Source organism: Alteromonas sp. KC3 (assembly GCF_016756315.1).
In the GTDB taxonomy this organism is placed as follows: domain Bacteria; phylum Pseudomonadota; class Gammaproteobacteria; order Enterobacterales; family Alteromonadaceae; genus Alteromonas.
In genome coordinates, this window is the sequence record NZ_AP024235.1 from 2,941,515 (window position 1) to 2,962,186 (window position 20,672).

Annotated in this window: 14 protein-coding genes, 2 tRNA genes and 3 rRNA genes; 1 reads left to right on the plus strand and 18 read right to left on the minus strand. The window is 44.7% G+C overall.

Annotation, left to right across the window (positions count from 1 at the left end; translation table 11 throughout):
* Window positions 1–3 precede the first annotated feature (3 nt).
* From JN178_RS13085 to JN178_RS13105, 5 genes are all read right to left on the minus strand, one after another.
* Window positions 4–399 carry an MAPEG family protein gene (locus JN178_RS13085; protein WP_159626337.1) on the minus strand — a complete coding sequence of 132 codons (396 nt, stop codon included), beginning with the start codon at window positions 397–399 and terminating at the stop codon, window positions 4–6.
* Between the two features lie 171 nt (window positions 400–570).
* Window positions 571–1,215 (minus strand): adenylate kinase, encoded by a 645-nt coding sequence (gene adk, locus JN178_RS13090; RefSeq protein WP_202261948.1) that lies wholly within the window; start codon window positions 1,213–1,215, stop codon window positions 571–573.
* Between the two features lie 323 nt (window positions 1,216–1,538).
* On the minus strand, window positions 1,539–3,461 hold the full coding sequence (htpG, locus tag JN178_RS13095) for a molecular chaperone HtpG (protein WP_202261949.1): 1,923 nt from the start codon (window positions 3,459–3,461) through the stop codon (window positions 1,539–1,541).
* A gap of 159 nt (window positions 3,462–3,620) precedes the next feature.
* Window positions 3,621–4,220 (minus strand): recombination mediator RecR, encoded by a 600-nt coding sequence (gene recR, locus JN178_RS13100; RefSeq protein WP_202261950.1) that lies wholly within the window; start codon window positions 4,218–4,220, stop codon window positions 3,621–3,623.
* Between the two features lie 6 nt (window positions 4,221–4,226).
* Entirely contained in the window at window positions 4,227–5,171 is a 945-nt protein-coding gene (locus JN178_RS13105; RefSeq protein WP_202261951.1) for a hypothetical protein, read from the minus strand.
* A 329-nt stretch (window positions 5,172–5,500) separates the two neighbouring features.
* Between JN178_RS13105 and JN178_RS13110 the strand changes: the two genes are divergently transcribed.
* Window positions 5,501–6,067: a hypothetical protein gene (locus tag JN178_RS13110; protein ID WP_202261952.1), complete on the plus strand. Its 567-nt coding sequence runs from the start codon at window positions 5,501–5,503 to the stop codon at window positions 6,065–6,067.
* 393 nt (window positions 6,068–6,460) lie between these two features.
* On the opposite strand, the gene JN178_RS13115 is transcribed toward JN178_RS13110, so the two are convergent.
* The 13 genes from JN178_RS13115 to pssA all read right to left on the minus strand — a co-directional run bounded on the left by JN178_RS13115 (window position 6,461) and on the right by pssA (window position 20,564).
* The gene (locus JN178_RS13115) at window positions 6,461–6,787 is read right to left on the minus strand and encodes a YbaB/EbfC family nucleoid-associated protein (RefSeq protein ID WP_159626347.1); all 327 of its coding nucleotides are present in this window, start codon (window positions 6,785–6,787) and stop codon (window positions 6,461–6,463) included.
* 37 nt (window positions 6,788–6,824) lie between these two features.
* A complete protein-coding gene (gene dnaX / locus JN178_RS13120) occupies window positions 6,825–9,692 on the minus strand; it encodes a DNA polymerase III subunit gamma/tau (protein ID WP_202261953.1) in 2,868 nt (955 codons plus the stop codon).
* A gap of 47 nt (window positions 9,693–9,739) precedes the next feature.
* Window positions 9,740–10,276, minus strand: a complete 537-nt coding sequence (gene apt, locus JN178_RS13125) for an adenine phosphoribosyltransferase (protein WP_159626351.1) — start codon at window positions 10,274–10,276, stop codon at window positions 9,740–9,742.
* Window positions 10,277–10,571: 295 nt separating this feature from the next.
* Window positions 10,572–11,342 (minus strand): HvfC family RiPP maturation protein, encoded by a 771-nt coding sequence (locus tag JN178_RS13130; protein ID WP_202261954.1) that lies wholly within the window; start codon window positions 11,340–11,342, stop codon window positions 10,572–10,574.
* A complete protein-coding gene (locus JN178_RS13135; RefSeq protein WP_202261955.1) occupies window positions 11,339–12,190 on the minus strand; it encodes an HvfB family MNIO-type RiPP peptide maturase in 852 nt (283 codons plus the stop codon). Before JN178_RS13135 ends, JN178_RS13130 begins: the two co-directional genes overlap by 4 nt.
* A 135-nt stretch (window positions 12,191–12,325) precedes the next feature.
* Window positions 12,326–12,793, minus strand: a complete 468-nt coding sequence (locus JN178_RS13140) for an HvfA family oxazolone/thioamide-modified RiPP metallophore (RefSeq protein WP_202261956.1) — start codon at window positions 12,791–12,793, stop codon at window positions 12,326–12,328.
* A 211-nt stretch (window positions 12,794–13,004) separates the two neighbouring features.
* A complete protein-coding gene (locus JN178_RS13145) occupies window positions 13,005–13,727 on the minus strand; it encodes a substrate-binding periplasmic protein (RefSeq protein ID WP_202261957.1) in 723 nt (240 codons plus the stop codon).
* Window positions 13,728–13,993: 266 nt separating this feature from the next.
* A 5S ribosomal RNA gene (gene rrf / locus JN178_RS13150) occupies window positions 13,994–14,109 on the minus strand.
* A gap of 135 nt (window positions 14,110–14,244) precedes the next feature.
* Window positions 14,245–17,118 (minus strand): 23S ribosomal RNA (locus JN178_RS13155).
* Window positions 17,119–17,518: 400 nt separating this feature from the next.
* Window positions 17,519–17,595 (minus strand) — tRNA-Ile (locus tag JN178_RS13160).
* 44 nt (window positions 17,596–17,639) lie between these two features.
* A tRNA-Ala gene (locus tag JN178_RS13165) sits at window positions 17,640–17,715 on the minus strand.
* 77 nt (window positions 17,716–17,792) lie between these two features.
* Window positions 17,793–19,325 (minus strand): 16S ribosomal RNA (locus tag JN178_RS13170).
* Together the 16S, 23S and 5S rRNA genes with 2 tRNA genes alongside form the textbook arrangement of a ribosomal RNA operon.
* 435 nt (window positions 19,326–19,760) lie before the next feature.
* Entirely contained in the window at window positions 19,761–20,564 is an 804-nt protein-coding gene (pssA, locus tag JN178_RS13175; RefSeq protein ID WP_202261958.1) for a CDP-diacylglycerol--serine O-phosphatidyltransferase, read from the minus strand.
* Between the last annotated feature and the right edge of the window lie 108 nt (window positions 20,565–20,672).

Here is a 20,672-nt window from a genome sequence, read left to right on the forward strand (position 1 = left end):
CGGCTAAAGCCCAAAGTGAATAAGTATCAAATTCCCTATCGCAGCACATAGCATTGCAATAAAGGTAAGGATCATTCCAGCAAAGCGCTGCCAGCTCACTCCAGCGTGTTTACCAAGACCATATGCGTGCAACACGCGACCAAACAATAACGCGCTCCCTAGCGCATGTACTGCCCACATTTGGCCTGTATTTGCCTCAAAGCATGCAATCATGATTAGAGTAATAGGAACATATTCGCTGAAGTTACCATGTGCTCGCGCTAAACGGCTCAAATCCTCATGTCCACCATCACCGATGCCAACTTTATGCCGACGCCGTGCGCCAATCACAATTATTGATAAATAAAGGTAGCAAATACCTAACAAGCTTGCGTAAAACGCCGTAATTGGCAAAACCATGGTGTGCTCCACATGTTATTGTTATGTGCAAATCGAGACTATCAAAACCTTTATACGGTCTTGTCTAAACCCACTTCTTAAAACGTTATTAAACGTCATCAGTTGATAAGTTACAAGCCACAAAAAAGGCCGCTTTACGCGGCCCTTTTCTACAACTTAAAACGCGGGTATTTAACCCAAGCGCTCAGCCAGTTCGTTACTGACTTCTTCAACCGGACGTGTACCGTCTAGTTTGTGGTAAGCACAGTTACCTGCCGCGGCTTCTGCACTGTAATAATCTACAAGTGGCTTTGTTTGCTCGTGGTAGATTGCTAGGCGTTTACGAACAGTCTCTTCTTTGTCGTCATCGCGAACAATTAGGTCTTCGCCTGTTTCGTTGTCTTTACCTTCCACTTTAGGTGGATTGTAAACAACGTGATATACACGACCTGATGCAGGATGAACACGACGGCCGCCCATGCGCTCAACAATCACGTCGTCCGGCACATCAAATTCAATACAATGATCAACCGAAACACCTGCCTCTTTCATGGCATCAGCCTGAGGAATTGTGCGAGGAAAACCGTCTAATAGGAAACCATCTTTGCAATCGTCTTGTGCGATGCGCTCTTTAACCAAACCAATAATGATTTCGTCAGATACTAATTTCCCTTCGTCCATGACGCGCTTGGCTTGTAAGCCTAACTCTGTGCCAGCTTTGATAGCCGCACGAAGCATGTCACCAGTTGAAATTTGAGGAATACCATATTTGCCCATTAGAAACTGAGCTTGTGTGCCCTTACCCGCGCCAGGAGCGCCGAGAAGAATGATTCGCATGAGTGCGTTCTCCGCTTATGATTTTTGAACTTTTTTACTTCCGGCACTTTACACATTCAACAGTTGAGTGACAAGTGTAAGCAGCACCGTTAGGTGAATCTTAAGACTAATGGCGAATATATATTCAGCTTATAGGCGTAATTGATTATTTACGTCTACCAATATTTTATTCTGCAGGCCAATAATAGTGAGATTTTTATCTTAAGAGCCTTATAAACGCTTCGAATATAGCACAATTAAGATCACAAACTTACATTTGTTGACAACACGTATAAAAAAACGGGCGTTAAGCCCGTTTTTACCTATTTAATATTGTTAGCGCTTTACTTTGCTAACTTCATCAGCAGTGTGTTCAGGTTTTGAACAAAGGTTGATGGATCTTTCAAGCTACCTTGTTCAGACAACGCTGCTTGATCGAACAATACACCAACCCACTGATTAAACAGTTCTTCATCCTGCGTATCTGCTAGCAGTTTAACTAAGCTGTGCTCCGGGTTTAGCTCGAAGTGATATTTCACATCCGGTACAGTTTGTCCGGCTGCTTGCATCAACTTCATCATTTGCGTTGTCATGCCGTTATCGTCAGCCACGATAACCGCAGGTGAATCAGTAAGACGGTGAGTAAATTTCACATCAATAACTTTATCACCTAACGCTGCTTTAGCACGCTCTAGAACGCCTTCAACCTCTTTCTCGGCTTCTTCTTGTGCTTTTTTGGTCTCTTCGTCTTCTAAATCACCTAGATCTAAGTTTGCTTTCGCAATAGAAACGAACTGCTTTTCGTTGAACTCAGTCAAATGAGACATTAACCACTCGTCAATGCGCTCGCCCATAAGAAGTACTTCAATGCCTTTCTTACGGAAAATCTCAAGGTGCGGACTTGATTTAGCAGCTTGCAAGCTATCTGCCGTTACATAGTAAATCTTGTCTTGGCCTTCTTTCATGCGCTCGATGTAGTCAGCTAGTGATACCGTTTGCGCATCTGAGTCACCGTGCGTTGAAGCAAAGCGCAGTAGACCAGCAATCTTTTCACGATTGCTAAAGTCTTCCGCAGGACCTTCTTTTAGCACATTACCAAACTCGTTCCAGAAAGACTGATATTTCTCAGCGTCGTTTTTCGCCATTTTCTCAAGCATTTGCAATACGCGCTTGGTACAGCCTTGACGCAGTGCTTGTGTAATCTTGTTATCTTGTAGAATTTCGCGAGATACGTTAAGCGGTAAATCGTTGCTATCAAGCAAGCCTTTTACAAAGCGAAGGTACGTTGGCATGAACTGCTCAGCGTCATCCATAATGAATACGCGCTGTACGTAAAGTTTTAACCCATGGCTTTGATCGCGGTTCCACATATCAAACGGTGCTTTTGAGGGGATATACAGAAGACTGGTATACTCTGTTTTCCCTTCAACTTTGTTATGCGCCCATGCGAGTGGATCGGCAAAGTCGTGAGAAATATGCTTATAGAACTCGTTATATTCTTCATCTGAAATATCAGACTTTTCGCGAGTCCACAGCGCAGTAGCTTTGTTTACAACTTCCCACTCACCAGGCTGCGCTGCAATTTTTTCACCATCAGGACCTTCACTTTCAGGTACTTCTTCTTTCCACATTTGAACAGGAATGCTGATGTGGTCAGAATATTTGCTCACGATAGAGCGAAGACGCCACGCGTCAGCATACTCTTTTTCATCTTCACGAAGGTGAAGGGTAATCTCTGTACCTCGAGTCGGCTTGTTGATTTCAGCGATAGTGAATTCGCCTTCACCGTCTGAAATCCACTCAACGCCCGCAGAGGCGTCAGCGCCTGCTGCGCGTGTGCGAACCGTTACTTTATCGGCAACAATAAATGCTGAGTAGAAGCCAACACCAAACTGGCCAATTAGCTGTGAATCCTTGGCGCTATCGCCAGACAATTTACTAAAAAAGTCTTTAGTACCTGACTTTGCAATTGTACCTAGGTTAGCGATAACTTCGTCACGGGTCATACCAATACCATTATCGGTAATGGTGACAGTATTTGCTTCTTTATCTACGCTTAGTTTAACGTTTAAATCGCCGTCGTTTTCATAAAGGCTGTCATTTTCCAACGCTCGAAAACGGAGCTTGTCTGCAGCATCGGCGGCATTTGACACTAACTCACGTAGGAAAATCTCTTTGTTTGAATACAAAGAGTGAATCATTAGATGAAGAAGCTGTTTTACTTCTGTTTGAAAACCATGGGTTTCTTTGTGGGCTGCTTCAGCCATAATCCAATATCTCCTCATTGAATGGATTTCGCTACTGTTAGCGAGGTGAGGACGTTGGATGCATTTTTCAACGTTTAGCACAAAAATTTATTAATTAGCGGTGAAAATTTTTGGTGCACGGCGGCTTACAGACAAATAAACCGCTGTTTGAATAGAATGTTAAAGCTTTCGTCTGCCTGAAAAAGCATGAGTTAACGTATTACCGTCGATATATTCGAGCTCTCCGCCCACAGGTACGCCATGAGCAATGCGAGAAGCCTCTACATTGTGAGAGGCACATAGCTGAGCAATATAGTGTGCCGTAGCCTCACCTTCAACAGTAGGGTTGGTCGCCAATATAACTTCATTGATGCCACCAGCTTGAAGTCGAGATTCAAACTCATCAAGACCAATTTCATTTGGCCCTACGCCATCAATTGGCGACAAATGCCCCATCAACACGAAATACTGACCTTTGTAGCTCAGGGTTTGCTCAATAGCTAAAACATCTTGCGGGCTTTCAACAATGCAAAGTAACCCGCTAGCCTCTCGTTCTGGATGTCGGCAGATATCGCAAAGTTCATCCTCGGTAAAGGTTCTACAGCGTTTGCAGTGATGAATATGTTCCATCGCGTTATGCAGAACATTACTCAAGTCTATTGCGCCAGTGCGGTTTCGCTCCAACAAATGAAACGCCATACGCTGAGCACTTTTGTTCCCCACACCAGGTAAACAGGTCAATGCTTGAATAAGCTCTGAAAGTAATGGACTAAACTTCATAAAAATTTACTGCTTTATTTGTTTATTTTGATCTGAATCTTCGCGATATTTAATCACGATACGCTTTACCTGGTCGAGTTTAACTTCATATATATTTCCACCGAATAAGCCTTTGTACTCTTCGTCAGTAAATATAAGAGTATTGTCATCATAAAACGTTACCGCTTCCTTTTGAGTAACAACACCTAAGTCAATACGCGACACATCCCCACTGAAAAAGTTGTCACCTACGAAATTCTCGAACAGCCAAAGACTGGTAGAATCGAGAAGTACCAATTTCGTTCTGTCTGGACTAATGGCAGCAGACGTGATCCAACACAATTTCTCTAGTGTTGTACACGTTTTAAACTCACCGATGAGCTGTGCATCAAAATTTGCAGCATGGTCGCCGACCTTATAAAGCTTAGTAATGCCATCGAATGGCTTTGTGCGATTTTTAGTGAACAAGTACAAGTTACGCTTATATTCAACAAAAGCCTCTAAGTCGTAATTTTTGTCTTCGGGTTTTACCTTCCCCTTTGCCATTTGCGGATAGGTAAATTTGATAATCTCTGCTTCAGTGGTATCGGTTTTAATATCTATTGGGTTTTCAATTTTATATATGGTCAACCAACGACGGTCATTGTCGTTATTACCAAAATCTCCTAAGAAAAAGTGCCCAAAGCGATTTTGGGTCATATCTTCCCAGTCGACATTTTTGGCGTTGGTTACCGTTACTTCTCGAGCAATAGTGCCATCTTTATTTAGCATATACAGCTTCGGACCATCACCACTGTCATTGATAGCCCAAAGACGCTTATATTTATCAAATTCGATACCCGATATTTCTTTTAACTTTGGGTCGACATTAACAGTCTTCATGCTAAATAACTCATGAACACTTAAAAAGAACGCTGCTGCCGCTATAGGCAGCAAAAAAACGGTAGAGATAACTAAGCCTTTCCTTAGCACTACGAAAACCTCTAAAACGGAAAATAAGAATAAAAAGTGAACTGCCTTACTGTGTGCCCCAACGCACTTAGCACAGCTCTCGATAGACTACAAAAATTAAAGACCATTCTTTAACGGGTTAAATTTCGTTCTGGACCAAAATAAAGACAATATTAGAAATCTGAGTTTAAAGTTATAACTCATTTCAAACGTTCTCAATAGAGTGTGTCTGTAAATTTTACACCACCTTTAATCTATCAAAATTATCAACGTAAAAACAATACCTTACAAAGTGGCACTATTATAGCTAAAGGCATGTTACACATCTTTTTAGCAGTTAGGATAAACTCATGAAAAAATTAATTGTTGGTTTAATGTTGTTGATTTCAGGTAGTGCCAACGCTGGCTTAATTACGTTGTCTTCAATGAGCACTAGTGTCGATGGAGGGAGTATAACATATAGCAACTTGATAGCCCCTTCTACTACATTTTCCGATGCTATTTTCACTCTTATGATTGCTGGCGACTTCGACAACAACGACGCTTCAGAGTCTGTAACTATTTCTATCGATGGTTTTTCACTAGGTACCATCTTTGACAATAATGTTGGCAATGATCTCTTTAACTTTGCATCAGATGACTACGTTGGTAGTCATAGCAACATGGTATTTATGACAGGCCAAGCAACAATATCTCAAGCGACGTGGGCAAGCATCATCGCTGATGGCCTGATTAGCATCACATTTAATTTAAGCTCTGGCGTGAACTGTTGCTCTGATCCGCATGCTTTTACTAGCGGTAGCATCGCTTATACAAGTACTGTAGCAAATACAGTCTCTGCAACGAGTTCATTAGCATTAGCGCTACTTGGTGTGGCAGGTATCGCGCTAAGAAGACAACGCAAAGCTACTGCTTAACCAATCTACTCGCAACTAACTAAAGCTCAGCCAGTCTGGGCTTTTTTTATAGGCAAGTGGTATTACCAAGGCGACGGACAAGCACAATACGCCCATTACCCTGAATTTAAAGATCTTGAACGCCACATGCCCATGTTCACCAATCAGGTCTCGCTGCTATAGAAGCTCACGAGGCAGATAACGGTAGTGAACTGATTACGTACCTAAGTGAAATGGAAGAGGCCAGTTACCAAGTTTTCGAATTCCTCAACAAACTAGAACTGAGAGTGAAACGAGAAATTGGACATTAAGAAACAAAAAAACGCTGGTAATAGCCAGCGTCTTTTTAGATAAAAAGTGTCTTGTACATCGTCGCCCTTTGTAGTGAAAAAAGGCAACATTGCAGAATTCTTTTTAAAACGGCATTTTGAAACCAGGAGGTAGTGGCATTCCGCCAGTTACGTCACCCATTTTTTCCTTACTGGTTTCTTGTACTCGACGTACCGCATCGTTAAATGCCGCAGCAACTAAGTCTTCAACCATTTCTTTATCGTCATCCATCAACGACTCATCAATATCTACGCGACGCACATTGTGGTTACACGTCATGGTAACTTTAACCATACCTGCGCCTGCTTCACCAGTTACTTCTAGTTTTGCTAGGTCGTCTTGTACTTTTTGCATGCGCTCTTGCATTTGCTGCGCCTGCTTCATTATATTGCCCATTCCACCTTTAAACATATTCTTATCTCGCTTCGTTTTGGTGTTAATAAATCTACTATCTTGCTTTAACCGTGTCGGTTAATACTGAGGCATCGAAGGTCGATAGCAGTGCTTGAATTGTATCGTCGGTATTTACTACCGTATACGCATGCGCATGACGCATGGCATGTATTTCCTGTTGTAATGCAAATGGTGTCGTCGATGGTTCGCCCAACGTGATATCCACATTTACATTTTCACCCAACCCATGATGCATTGCATCTATTAGCTGTTGTTTTGTACTGTCGTTTAATAGATGCGACTGACTATGATCAATTTCAAGGGATACCGTGTTCCCATTTCTAGTAAAAGACGCATGCAATACTAGCTGCTTAAGTAAACCAGCAACAGGCATTTGCTCTACCAACTGGCTCCAGCTATCAATTTGACTGGCGTGAGTAAGCTTGTTCCCATCATTGAGGTAGGCTTTAAGACTCCCGTTATACGTTGTGGCAAGTGGTGTATCAAAATCAAATGCATCGCGAGCAAAGTCAGCATCAGATGATTCTGTTTGTTCCTCTCCATGGCCTTGCATAGTATTGTCATACACTTGAGGCGTAGTACTTTCGACGGGTAGATCATTTTCCCAATGAGGAGGGAGCTCATTGCTAGAATCTGAATGTCCTGCCGAGCTGTGTTGGCTTTCCCAAGGAGGCAAGTCATGATCAACAGCAGAAGCGGTATCGCCCCTTTGTAATTTGGGTGGCTCGATTACTTCAATCGATTCATCTTCAAAGGGCGGTGCATGGGCTTCATTTTCAAAAGGCGCTGAAGCACTGGGCTCATTCGCGTAAGGCGCGTCAGAGTCGAACTCGTCAAATGAAAAATCGTCGTTTGACGTTTCATTGCTAACTTCATGCTGCTCAGCGTTTTGTTGTTCCGCACTAGGGAAAGCATTTTTCACTACAGTATCGGCAGTTGTAGTTGCATCGTTAGTAACCTGCACAGCATCCTGTGCTGTCGAATCACCAGCAACGCTGGTCTCGGCAACCTCATCAGCGCTGGGTTCGCTAACCTCGTTGGACTCGCTGAGTTCATTATCTAGTGAAGAAGGTGTCGCAGTTTTTACAAATCGAGCCTGAATCTCGTCTGCGCTTGCCAGCCCCGAGTTAGCCCCACCGTCAGTTGCTTTGCTTTCTGAGTCTTCTGCCTTGCGCTGTTTAAGCTTTTGACGAAGCGCCAGCATGTCAGCCGTTGAAGTCAATTGTTCTTCTGCCGAAAGCGCATTTGTGCTAGCTGATGAATTGTGTTCTTCAGGTACTTTCGCTTCAGAATGGACAGGTAAATCGATATTGTCGATGCCATAATCAGCGTCATCATCTGACGACGCTGGCATATCATCCATGTATGCATCTAAAGGTGGTCCATCAAAAACGACATCTGAGACAAACGTACCTGAAGTAGTATTATCAGATGTAGATTGTTCGGCCAAAACTTGGTCATGCTCAGCGTGTTCTGACAATACTTGGTTTGATGTGGCCTGTTCAGAAACCATGGCTTGTGGCAACGGTGTCTCTAATGCGTCATTCTCAGACTCTTCATCTGGCTGGGGATTTACCGGGGTTTCTGTCTCATCAGAAACAACATGGCTGTCGTCAATAACGTCTTGCGTCTTTATTGAAGTTGCAGAAGTTTCGCTAGCATGCGTATCCTCCTGCTTACTGACGTTTCCCGGGCCACCACTTGGGTCTGGCGGCGATATCGTTGAACTACTCTGATTCGCATTGGCATTGCCACTAATCGGCAATGTAACGTTGCTGTTTCCAGACACTATATCCGAAGCCGTGTCAGCGAGTGGTTCAGATGGCGCAAACGTCATCATACGCATTAACGTCATTTCAAAAGCACTTTTACCGTCTGCAGCAAACGGCAAGTCTTTTCTGCCTTGTAGTGCAATTTGATAGAGCAGTTGAACCTGCTCTGCTGGTATTGTTTTAGCGAGTTGATAAATCGCTTTTGCAGACGTCGTCTCTAGTTTGCACGCTTCTGGAACCCACTGTGTAAGGGCAATTTGATGCAAAAGACTCGCAAGCTCACCATGTACATTGTCATAATCAGGCGCTTGCTCAGCAATGTCGTTGACCAGTTGCAGCACGTCTGCCGGGCTTTTGCTCACCACGGCATGAATGACTTTTAACAGCTGGTTTTTATCCATCAGGCCAAGCATGTCTGTCACAATTGATGCGACGACTTGATTACCACCTTGGGCAATAGCTTGGTCTGTCAAACTTAATGCATCGCGCATACTGCCTTGTGCAGCTCGTGCCAACAAAGCAAGTGCTTGAGGTTCAAACGGAAGCTGTTCGTGTTCAAGGATATGAGACAACTGCCCTACGATCTGCTCACGCGACATCGCTTTCAGATTAAACTGTAAGCAGCGCGATAAAATCGTTATCGGTAACTTTTGCGGATCGGTAGTCGCCAGCAAAAATTTGACGTGCGGTGGTGGCTCCTCAAGCGTTTTTAACAACGCATTGAAACTGTGCTTTGATAACATGTGCACCTCATCGATGAGGTACACTTTGTATCTGCCCCGTGTGGGCTTGTATTGCACATTATCAAGAAGCTCTCGTGTATCTTCTACCTTCGTTCTTGATGCTGCGTCAATCTCGAGCAAATCAACATAATTGCCCTGCTCTATCTCTTTACAGGTATTACATTGACCACAAGGGTTTGCACCTTGACCTTCTTCACAATTAAGGCTCTTTGAAAAGATACGCGCAATAGTGGTTTTCCCTACACCGCGAGTACCTGTAAATAGGTAAGCGTGATGCAAGCGATCGTTATCTAAAGCATTCGAAATGGCTGACACTACATGCTCTTGCCCTACAAGTTCGCTGAACTTTCCTGGGCGCCACTTCCTTGCTAATACCTGATAACTCATTATTACGTTTTTGGCCTTATGTGTTTTATGAGCAGTATCTGAGGCGTTTATTCGCCTTCAAACTCGCAAATTGAATAACTTTCGATGTCTAGCGCAGAAAGTTTCTCACACCCGCCCAAATCCGGAAGGTTAATGACAAAGCCTGCGTGATTCACTTCACCACCAAGAGAGCGGATAAGCTTTGCAGAGGCCGCTATAGTGCCGCCAGTTGCTAGCAAGTCATCGATAAGAAGTACTTTATCGCCCGGTACAATAGCGTCTTTGTGAATTTCCAATGTATCGGTGCCATACTCAAGCTCATAGCTTTCACTAACCACTTCACGTGGAAGCTTGTTCGGCTTTCTTACAGGAACGAAGCCAATGCCCATTTCGATAGCCAACGGCGCACCGAAAAGAAAACCACGCGCTTCTGTGCCCGCAATTTTAGTGAAGCCCATGCCTTGATACTTTTCAACAAGCAATGAGATACAGCTACTGAACGCTTTGTGATCTTCCAAAACGCTGGTTACATCTCTAAATAAAATACCCGGCTTTGGATAGTCAGGTACGGTTTTTACTACTGATTTAATATATTCTGCAGTCACAATATTGCCTTGAATGTCTGCGTTATAACCAGAAGGTAAACCAGCCGGCGATGATATGCATCAACGGAAACGCGATTAGAGTTACGAGCGATGCTAGAAAGTACCACTTATTATAGACTTCTTTGAAATCTGAATTGTCAGCCATTTGCACTACCTAAACAATTTTATGAACAAAAAAATGGTGCTAAATGTTAATCGAAAGCAAGCGCGATTGACAGCGCTAATGTGGTTGATCGCTCACTTTCGATACAGATCATGGCTAAAGTTTAATATAACGCGAATAAATGGCGTATAGTTAATCGACAGTGGCAGGCATTATGATGCCTTTTTGCAGCATTTCGGATATGGTGTGATGCATTCCAGACACCAAAGCATCCTTTGGTATTTGAGGAAGCTGGTCTTGTAATAACTCACTGAGCTCATCAAACGTCGCACCACTTTCTTGTTGTTCCAGTGTATTAAGCAGTATTGCAGTAACCGGGTTAATGTTGGCAAATTGGACATCGCACTGAGCATCGCGATAAACAACATAAAACTGCTGCTCTGGCGCGGTATCTTCAGGCATATAGTCATCGCCAATCAAATGAACTGCATAGGAATAGCCTGCTAATGAGGCATAGGGCGACACTTTTAGCTTACCTACATTCTGACCCTCTTCATAAAAATTGGCCGTATCATCATTCGAACGAATGCTGACATCTAATTCTAGCCATTCATAGTGCGCCAGCTCAGCACTGAATATCGGCAACGCTATCGCCAGTTCAGGCGAGCAAGATAAATACTCAACAAACTCTTTACTAATTTCAGCAAAATAAGGTGAACGACACTCGTGTTCTATAAAGAACTGTCTCACCAATGACTCCCACCCTTTTTCTCCATAAAGCTTAATAACTATGGATTTAAGTACGGGAAAGGCAGTGCTCACAAAGTTGTCGATGTTGTTGAAAAATAGCGACTGATAAATTTCCATTCTTCGCGACTCTTCATCACTGCGCCGCTGATAGGATGAGGGGTCTTTAATTGCATTTACAAATTCTGACTGTACAGATTGGAACGATTTATTCACGCCACGCTCCCGTTTAGCGCAGTGACATCAACATTATCAAACTGCTCTTGAATTTGCTTAATACGACGCACCTCAGACAAGAGTACGTCGATAGATGGAATATTGAAATCACGCTCAAGTAATGTAGGAAAAACACCGTGTGTTGCATAGGCGTGCTCAAGCAACTTCCACACGGGCTCAATAACGTCTGCGCCGTGTGTGTCGACTTTTAGGTCTTCGGCTTCGTCGTAGTGCCCTGCGATGTGACCATACACTATTTTGTTAGTAGGAAGCCCTTCGATAAAGCGATGAGCATCGTACTTGTGGTTGATGCTATTTACGTAAACGTTGTTTACATCAAGTAGCATTAGACAGCCAGACTCTTTTATCACCGCATTGGTGAACTCCAGCTCTGTCAGTTGTTGACCTGGTGCCATGTAATACGACACGTTTTCTAGCACCAGCGGGCGCTCAATAATATCTTGAACTTGCTTTATTCGAGAGACCACATGATGCACGGCTTCCTCAGTAAACGGGATTGGCATAAGGTCATACATATGACCATTGCCAGAGCAATAGCTTAAATGCTCACTGTACAAGTCGATATTGTGAGTATCTAAGAAGCGTTTTACGCTTTTGACAAATTCAACGTCTAATTTGTCGCTACTTCCGATAGAAAGCGATAAACCATGTGTAGTGAAAGGGGCTTGTTTTGAGGCTTGTTCAAACTGTTGTTGATAACGGCCCCCCAAAGGTATCCAATTTTCAGGGGCAACCTCCCAAAAATCGACTTCGTTTGGCAAAGACGGTAAAAGCTCGTCTAGCATTTCTCGTCTAAAGCCTAAACCAGCACCTTTGATAGCATTCATAATTTCCCCACTACTTCATTACCATTCAAAACAAAAATGGCCATCGAATGACGGCCATTTTAGCAAAGCATTTACAAGATAATAGTTTGAATCACACTTCTGTAATTGACATTATCTCGCTAAATGAGCCCTTGGTTACATGCTTCCGCACTTACCTTCGCCACATTTACCTTCTTTAGCTTTTTTGTCGCCGCCGCACTTACCTTCGCCACACTTACCTTCTTTAGCTTTCTTGTCGCCGCCGCACTTACCTTCGCCACATTTGCCTTCTTTGGCTTTCTTGTCGCCGCCACATTTACCTTCGCCGCACTTACCTTCTTTTGCTTTTTTGTCGCCGCCGCATTTGCCTTCACCACACTTACCTTCGTGAGCTTTCTTGTCGCCGCCGCATTTGCCTTCGCCACATTTACCTTCTTTCGCAGACTTATCGCCGCCACACTTGCCTTCACCACATTTGCCTTCCGCCGCGAATTGGCTGTAGCCTGATTCTAGTGACTGCATTCCAAATGGATTCACTTCAGCAACAGCAACCGTAGACGCCAAAGAGCCAATTACAACTGCACCAAGTGCTGTAGCTACAGAAGATTTTTTAATTTGTTTCATTGATCTACCCTCAATAATTTTAGTCATGTTTGACGTACGGTAAGCACGTGTATTTAAGAAGACCTTCCCACACGCGACGAAATTTCATAATTTATTAACTTTTTTTCAAGCTACCACTATCACACTGAATTTAATTGAATTTTTAAGCGACATAATGCTAATTATGTTTCATTTTGTCGCCTGGCTTAAACTACTTAAAGTAGCGGTTTACCTACTCATTCATAGTTTGCATTTGCTCTATCACTGTTCCACTTTCTGAAAGTTTAAACAGCCGTGTCAGCTTTTCCAGCAATTCAGTTTTTCTTTTGCTCTTATTAGAAATAGCAAAGAAAGTGGGAATATCTCGACGCATTGATACTGCTAAATCACTTATATTATCTGGCACACGTTCAATGTGATAAAGATAAGGTGCTTCATAAGTCAACAGATGGGTAGTGCGACCAAACTGGAATAGTTGAATGGCATCAGTGCTGTTTGGCATATCAAAAAACGTATAGTTGCTATCTACAAGTTCCTGTCTCAAGCCGACATAGTCATAACCTCTTATTGCAGCAACAGTCTTATCACCGCCCGCGCCTGTATTTGTCATTAACACTAGCGATAAGTAACTAAACGGCTTTTCAACAAATGTCACATTATTGTCTAATGCTTTTGTGCCTTTTACATTGACTGTTATGTCTACTTTACCCTTTCGAATTCGCTCAAAAAGACGAGCGGGAGGCGGACATTCGACTTCTACTTTATACCCAACTAACTCGAGTATTGTTCTAGAAATCGTTACGGCTTCACCATGGCAACCAAAACCTACGGGATCTTTAATAACCAACGGAGGGAACTCAACAACCCCTAGTACGATGGTATTATTATTTTCTAACGGTATGCTTGTCTCTTGCGCTTCTACAAAACTTGCGAGAAGCAACAAGACAACAGTCATACTACAATTTAAATACATTGAAAGGCACTGTCTCAAAATTGAAGCATTTATTATCGTTGCTCCCTTTATATAAAAGCTAGCGAATAAAAGATAGATGAGCAAGTAACTAACGCTTATAAGTAGGTATTAATAACTTTACGTATTTATTTCAACTGAGCGTCAATACAAAAAAGTAACAGTAAATTAATTTGGTATGAAGTTAAGATACTTTTAAAACAGATACAAAAAAAGCCCTTGTCGTTAGACAAGGGCTTTTCGGAATTGGGACCTGGCAGTGTCCTACTCTCACATGGGGAAGCCCCACACTACCATCGGCGCTAATACGTTTCACTTCTGAGTTCGGAATGGAGTCAGGTGGTACCGTATCGCTATGGCTGCCAGGAAAAACTGGTAACAATCTAGAAAACTGGATATCAATTCAATCAGTGAGTAACTACTTTTCACTCTACTTTCTGCTCATTTTTCAGAGCTTAGCTTGTCTACAACACTCAAAAGCCTAAAGCTTCTTGGGCGTTGTATGGTTAAGCCTCTCGGGCAATTAGTACAGGTTAGCTTAACGCCTTACAACGCTTCCACACCCTGCCTATCAACGTCATCGTCTATAACAACCCTTCCAGAACTTAAAGTTCAGGGATGACTCATCTTTGGGCCGGCTTCCCGCTTAGATGCTTTCAGCGGTTATCCGTTCCGAACATAGCTACCGGGCAATGCCATTGGCATGACAACCCGAACACCAGCGGTTCGTCCACTCCGGTCCTCTCGTACTAGGAGCAGCTCCCATCAATCATCCAACGCCCACACCAGATAGGGACCGAACTGTCTCACGACGTTCTAAACCCAGCTCGCGTACCACTTTAAATGGCGAACAGCCATACCCTTGGGACCGACTTCAGCCCCAGGATGTGATGAGCCGACATCGAGGTGCCAAACACCGCCGTCGATATGAACTCTTGGGCGGTATCAGCCTGTTATCCCCGGAGTACCTTTTATCCGTTGAGCGATGGCCCTTCCATACAGAACCACCGGATCACTATGACCTACTTTCGTACCTGCTCGACGTGTCTGTCTCGCAGTTAAGCTAGCTTATGCCATTGCACTAACCTCACGATGTCCGACCGTGATTAGCTAACCTTCGTGCTCCTCCGTTACTATTTGGGAGGAGACCGCCCCAGTCAAACTACCCACCAGACACTGTCCACAACCCCGATAAGGGGCCAATGTTAGAACATCAAACATACAAGGGTGGTATTTCAAGGACGGCTCCACACAATCTAGCGACTGTGCTTCAAAGCCTCCCACCTATCCTACACATGTAGGTTCAATGTTCAGTGCCAAGCTGTAGTAAAGGTTCACGGGGTCTTTCCGTCTAGGTGCGGGTACACAGCATCTTCACTGCGATTTCAATTTCACTGAGTCTCGGGTGGAGACAGCGTGGCCATGGTTACACCATTCGTGCAGGTCGGAACTTACCCGACAAGGAATTTCGCTACCTTAGGACCGTTATAGTTACGGCCGCCGTTTACCGGGGCTTCGATCAAGAGCTTCGCATACGCTAACCCCATCAATTAACCTTCCGGCACCGGGCAGGTGTCACACCCTATACGTCCTCTTACGAGTTTGCAGAGTGCTGTGTTTTTAATAAACAGTCCCAGCCACCTGGTCACTGCGGCCCCCATCTGCTTACCGCGCAAGGCGTTCACAAACAGGGGCGTACCTTCTCCCGAAGTTACGGTACAATTTTGCCGAGTTCCTTCACCCGAGTTCTCTCAAGCGCCTTAGTATTCTCTACCTGACCACCTGTGTCGGTTTGGGGTACGGTTCACATAATCATAAGTTTAGAAGCTTTTCCTGGAAGCAGGGCATCAACAACTTCACTACCGTAGTAGCTCGTCTCGCGTCTCAGCTTTAAGAACCCGGATTTACCTAAGTTCTCGGCCTACTCGCTTTCACTTGGACAACCAACGCCAAGCTTGCCTAGCCTTCTCCGTCCCTCCATCACTGATTATATAAGTACGGGAATATTAACCCGTTTCCCATCGACTACGCATTTCTGCCTCGCCTTAGGGGCCGACTTACCCTGCCCTGATTAGCATGGGACAGGAAACCTTGGTCTTCCGGCGTGGGAGTTTTTCACTCCCATTATCGTTACTCATGTCAGCATTCGCACTTGTGATATGTCCAGCAAGCTTTACAACTCACCTTCATCCACTTACACAACGCTCCCCTACCCAGCATGTAAACATGCTGCCGCAGCTTCGGTATATTGCTTAGCCCCGTTACATCTTCCGCGCAGGCCGACTCGACTAGTGAGCTATTACGCTTTCTTTAAAGGGTGGCTGCTTCTAAGCCAACCTCCTAGCTGTCTATGCCTTCCCACATCGTTTCCCACTTAGCAATATTTTGGGACCTTAGCTGGCGGTCTGGGTTGTTTCCCTCTCCACGACGGACGTTAGCACCCGCCGTGTGTCTCCCGGATAGTTCTCATTGGTATTCGGAGTTTGCAAAGGGTTGGTAAGTCGGGATGACCCCCTAGCCTTAACAGTGCTCTACCCCCAATGGAATTCGTCCGAGGCTCTACCTAAATAGATTTCGGGGAGAACCAGCTATCTCCCGGTTTGATTGGCCTTTCACCCCCAGCCACAGGTCATCCCCTAACTTTTCAACGTTAGTGGGTTCGGTCCTCCAGTTGATGTTACTCAACCTTCAACCTGCCCATGGCTAGATCACCGGGTTTCGGGTCTATACCTAGCAACTAAACGCGCAGTTAACACTCGCTTTCGCTACGGCTCCGTTATTCACTTAACCTTGCTACTAAATATAAGTCGCTGACCCATTATACAAAAGGTACGCAGTCACCCCGAAGGGCTCCCACTGCTTGTACGTATACGGTTTCAGGTTCTATTTCACTCCCCTCACAGGGGTTCTTTTCGCCTTTCCCTCACGGTACTGGTTCACTATCGGTCAGTTAGGAGTATTTAGCCTTGGAGGATGGTCCCCCCATATTCAGTCAAGATAACACGTGTCCCGACCTACTCGATTTCACTGTAAAGAATCCGTCGTGTACGGGGCTATCACCCTGTATCGCTCCTCTTCCCAAAGGATTCCACTAAATTCTAAACAGCTTAAGGGCTGCTCCCCGTTCGCTCGCCGCTACTAGGGGAATCTCGGTTGATTTCTTTTCCTAAGGGTACTTAGATGTTTCAGTTCCCCTCGTTCGCCTCGTTACACTATGTATTCATGTAACGATACCTATAAATAGGTGGGTTTCCCCATTCGGACATCTGTGGCTCAAATGCATTTTGTCGGCTCACCACAGCTTTTCGCAGACTTACACGTCCTTCATCGCCTCTAACTGCCAAGGCATCCACCGTATACGCTTCGTCACTTAACCATACAACCCCAAACAGCCTTTTGACTTCTGCCTGAGTTATGTCGCATGAATGACAAGCTAATCGGAAGAATTGCCTTGCTATCAAATCATCGATTGATAACAAGCAATTCAGTCAAGTAGAGTAAAAAGTCATCTTTCGATTTCTCAGTTACTCAATTTTGATTGATTACTATTAATATCAGCTTTCCAAATTGTTAAAGAACATTCGCAAAATGACGAATCATTTCACTTTAGAGTAAAAAACCCTAATCAATGCTTACTGAAACAGTAAATATTCATTAGGATTTAAATTCCGTTTTGACACATTTTCTGCCATCTATTTTCTTCTTAGACAAGGCATCGGATTGCTTAGCGTGCTAGTAGCACGTGAGCGATTCGATAACGCCGTATAAGGAGAAAATGGTAGGCTTGGGCAGACTTGAACTGCCGACCTCACCCTTATCAGGGGTGCGCTCTAACCAGCTGAGCTACAAGCCTTCAGTCTACAACCTGAAGCTTTCAAGCTCAGATTTTCAAGTAGATGGTGGAGCTAAGCAGGATCGAACTGCTGACCTCCTGAATGCAAATCAGGCGCTCTCCCAGCTGAGCTATAGCCCCATAAACTTGTGTCGTTCTTCATTTTAAACAAGACTATCTGTGTAGGCACTGCATCAAGGCGTCTATCGACGTAATGGTAAGGAGGTGATCCAACCCCAGGTTCCCCTAGGGTTACCTTGTTACGACTTCACCCCAGTCATGAAACACAAAGTGGTAATCGTCCTCCCGAAGGTTAGACTAACTACTTCTTTTGCATCCCACTCCCATGGTGTGACGGGCGGTGTGTACAAGGCCCGGGAACGTATTCACCGCAGTATTCTGACCTGCGATTACTAGCGATTCCGACTTCATGGAGTCGAGTTGCAGACTCCAATCCGGACTACGACATTCTTTAAGGGGTCCGCTCCACATCACTGTCTCGCTTCCCTCTGTAAATGCCATTGTAGCACGTGTGTAGCCCTACACGTAAGGGCCATGATGACTTGACGTCGTCCCCACCTTCCTCCGGTTTGTCACCGGCAGTCTCCTTAGAGTGCCCAACTTAATGCTGGCAACTAAGGACAAGGGTTGCGCTCGTTGCGGGACTTAACCCAACATCTCACGACACGAGCTGACGACAGCCATGCAGCACCTGTGTCAGAGTTCCCGAAGGCACCAATCTATCTCTAGAAAGTTCTCTGCATGTCAAGTGTAGGTAAGGTTCTTCGCGTTGCATCGAATTAAACCACATGCTCCACCGCTTGTGCGGGCCCCCGTCAATTCATTTGAGTTTTAACCTTGCGGCCGTACTCCCCAGGCGGTCTACTTAGCGCGTTAGCTTCGCTACGCACGATTTAAAATCACACACAGCTAGTAGACAGCGTTTACGGTGTGGACTACCAGGGTATCTAATCCTGTTCGCTACCCACACTTTCGCACATGAGCGTCAGTCTTTGGCCAGGGAGTCGCCTTCGCCACTGATGTTCCTCCAGATATCTACGCATTTCACCGCTACACCTGGAATTCCACTCCCCTCTCCAAGACTCTAGTCTGCCAGTTCTAAATGACCATCCCAGGTTGAGCCCGGGGCTTTCACATCTAGCTTAACAAACCGCCTGCGTGCGCTTTACGCCCAGTAATTCCGATTAACGCTCGCACCCTCCGTATTACCGCGGCTGCTGGCACGGAGTTAGCCGGTGCTTCTTCTGTTGTTAACGTCACGGCTAGCAGGTATTAACTACTAACTTTTCCTCACAACTGAAAGTGCTTTACAACCCGAAGGCCTTCTTCACACACGCGGCATGGCTGCATCAGGGTTTCCCCCATTGTGCAATATTCCCCACTGCTGCCTCCCGTAGGAGTCTGGGCCGTGTCTCAGTCCCAGTGTGGCTGATCTTCCTCTCAGAACAGCTAGAGATCGTCGCCTTGGTGAGCCTTTACCTCACCAACTAGCTAATCTCACTTGGGCCTCTCTTTGCGCCGGAGCCGAAGCCCCGTTTGGTCCGAAGACATTATGCGGTATTAGCAGTCGTTTCCAACTGTTATCCCCCTCGCAAAGGCAAGTTCCCAAGCATTACTCACCCGTCCGCCACTCGTCAGCGATGTGCAAGCACATCCTGTTACCGTTCGACTTGCATGTGTTAGGCCTGCCGCCAGCGTTCAATCTGAGCCATGATCAAACTCTTCAATTAAATATATCGAAATATGAATCGTCGTTGTGACACTCTTAACGAGTGCCCACACAGATTGTCTTGTCTAAATTTTTAAAGAACGTCGTGCAGAATCATCGCAGATGACTTCTGCGCAAGGAGGACCAACATTACTCTCAGTTGATTTGTTTCCTTGCTTAGCAGCTTGATGTTACTCTTTGCCGCTAGCAGCCTCTTTCGAAGCGGATGCGTATCTTACAGCGCATCTTTTTTTTGTCAACAACTTTTGTTTATTTATTTTTAAACTAGGTTTTTGACATCCTCATCAGTTGGTAGCTGTTCGCTGTTCCCTGTTGAGGAGGCGCGAATTTTACGCATTCTTTCTTTATCGTCAACACCCTTTTTTAAATAAATATAAAAAAAGCGACCGTTCGGTCGCTTTTTAAACTATTCGATTAATAACGCGGCGAATTTGCGTTATTTCTTCTCTTCTGTTTGGTTTTCGCAGCCTTCAACATTAGTAGCTTTGAAGTCTGCATCTTCTTCATGGTCCCCTACCACATCGTGTAGAGTCACCTTATCGACCGTGCGAAATGTATTTATAGGTCCTGCAAGTGCATATAGTGCAAACACTAGGAATAACACAAGGGCAGGTTCGGTTGCTACCACTACGAATATAAGTAGTACTAGTAACAATGCAACGAATGGAACCTTACCGTGCCAATTCACTTCTTTAAAAGAGTTGTACTTAAAGTTACTCACCATCAAAAGACCCGCTAATCCTGTTACAGCGGCAACAACAAAGCCATAATCAGTACCGACAGCTTCATACTCAACACCAACCCATACTAGACCAGCGACAACTGCAGCAGCAGCTGGGCTCGCAAGTCCTTGAAAGAAACGCTTATCAGCAATCCCTACTTGTGTGTTAAATCGGGCAAGCCTTAATGCAGCGCCAGCAACATAGACGAATGCAGCTAACCACCCAAGTTTACCAAGTTCGGTTAGCCCCCAGTTATATGCCACCAATGCAGGTGCTACGCCAAACGATACCATGTCGGCCATTGAGTCATACTCTGCACCGAAATCGCTTTGCGTGTTTGTCATGCGTGCAACACGACCGTCGAGTCCATCGAAAATCATCGCGACAAATATTGCTACCGCTGCTGCTTCAAAACGACCGTTCATGGAAGATACTACCGCGAAGAAGCCTGAAAATAGCCCCGCTGTAGTTAATAGGTTAGGAAGTAGATATATTCCCTTTCTCTTCTGTTCAGACATACGTCCTCATTATTCAACTTAATCTTATTCAATTATTTCATATCTCGTCGGTTACGCATAGATGTGTCTTTTATACGCTAACAACCCAATCTATAGGCAAAGTAAATA

Bases quoted from the DNA above. Each gene is read 5' to 3' on its own strand.
- JN178_RS13085 (WP_159626337.1), bottom strand. From the start codon at position 399: ATGGTTTTGCCAATTACGGCGTTTTACGCAAGCTTGTTAGGTATTTGC.
- adk (WP_202261948.1), bottom strand. From the start codon at position 1,215: ATGCGAATCATTCTTCTCGGCGCTCCTGGCGCGGGTAAGGGCACACAA.
- htpG (WP_202261949.1), bottom strand. From the start codon at position 3,461: ATGGCTGAAGCAGCCCACAAAGAAACCCATGGTTTTCAAACAGAAGTA.
- recR (WP_202261950.1), bottom strand. From the start codon at position 4,220: ATGAAGTTTAGTCCATTACTTTCAGAGCTTATTCAAGCATTGACCTGT.
- JN178_RS13110 (WP_202261952.1), top strand. From the start codon at position 5,501: ATGAAAAAATTAATTGTTGGTTTAATGTTGTTGATTTCAGGTAGTGCC.
- JN178_RS13115 (WP_159626347.1), bottom strand. From the start codon at position 6,787: ATGTTTAAAGGTGGAATGGGCAATATAATGAAGCAGGCGCAGCAAATG.
- dnaX (WP_202261953.1), bottom strand. From the start codon at position 9,692: ATGAGTTATCAGGTATTAGCAAGGAAGTGGCGCCCAGGAAAGTTCAGC.
- JN178_RS13135 (WP_202261955.1), bottom strand. From the start codon at position 12,190: ATGAATGCTATCAAAGGTGCTGGTTTAGGCTTTAGACGAGAAATGCTA.
- JN178_RS13140 (WP_202261956.1), bottom strand. From the start codon at position 12,793: ATGAAACAAATTAAAAAATCTTCTGTAGCTACAGCACTTGGTGCAGTT.
- JN178_RS13145 (WP_202261957.1), bottom strand. From the start codon at position 13,727: ATGACTGTTGTCTTGTTGCTTCTCGCAAGTTTTGTAGAAGCGCAAGAG.
- pssA (WP_202261958.1), bottom strand. From the start codon at position 20,564: ATGTCTGAACAGAAGAGAAAGGGAATATATCTACTTCCTAACCTATTA.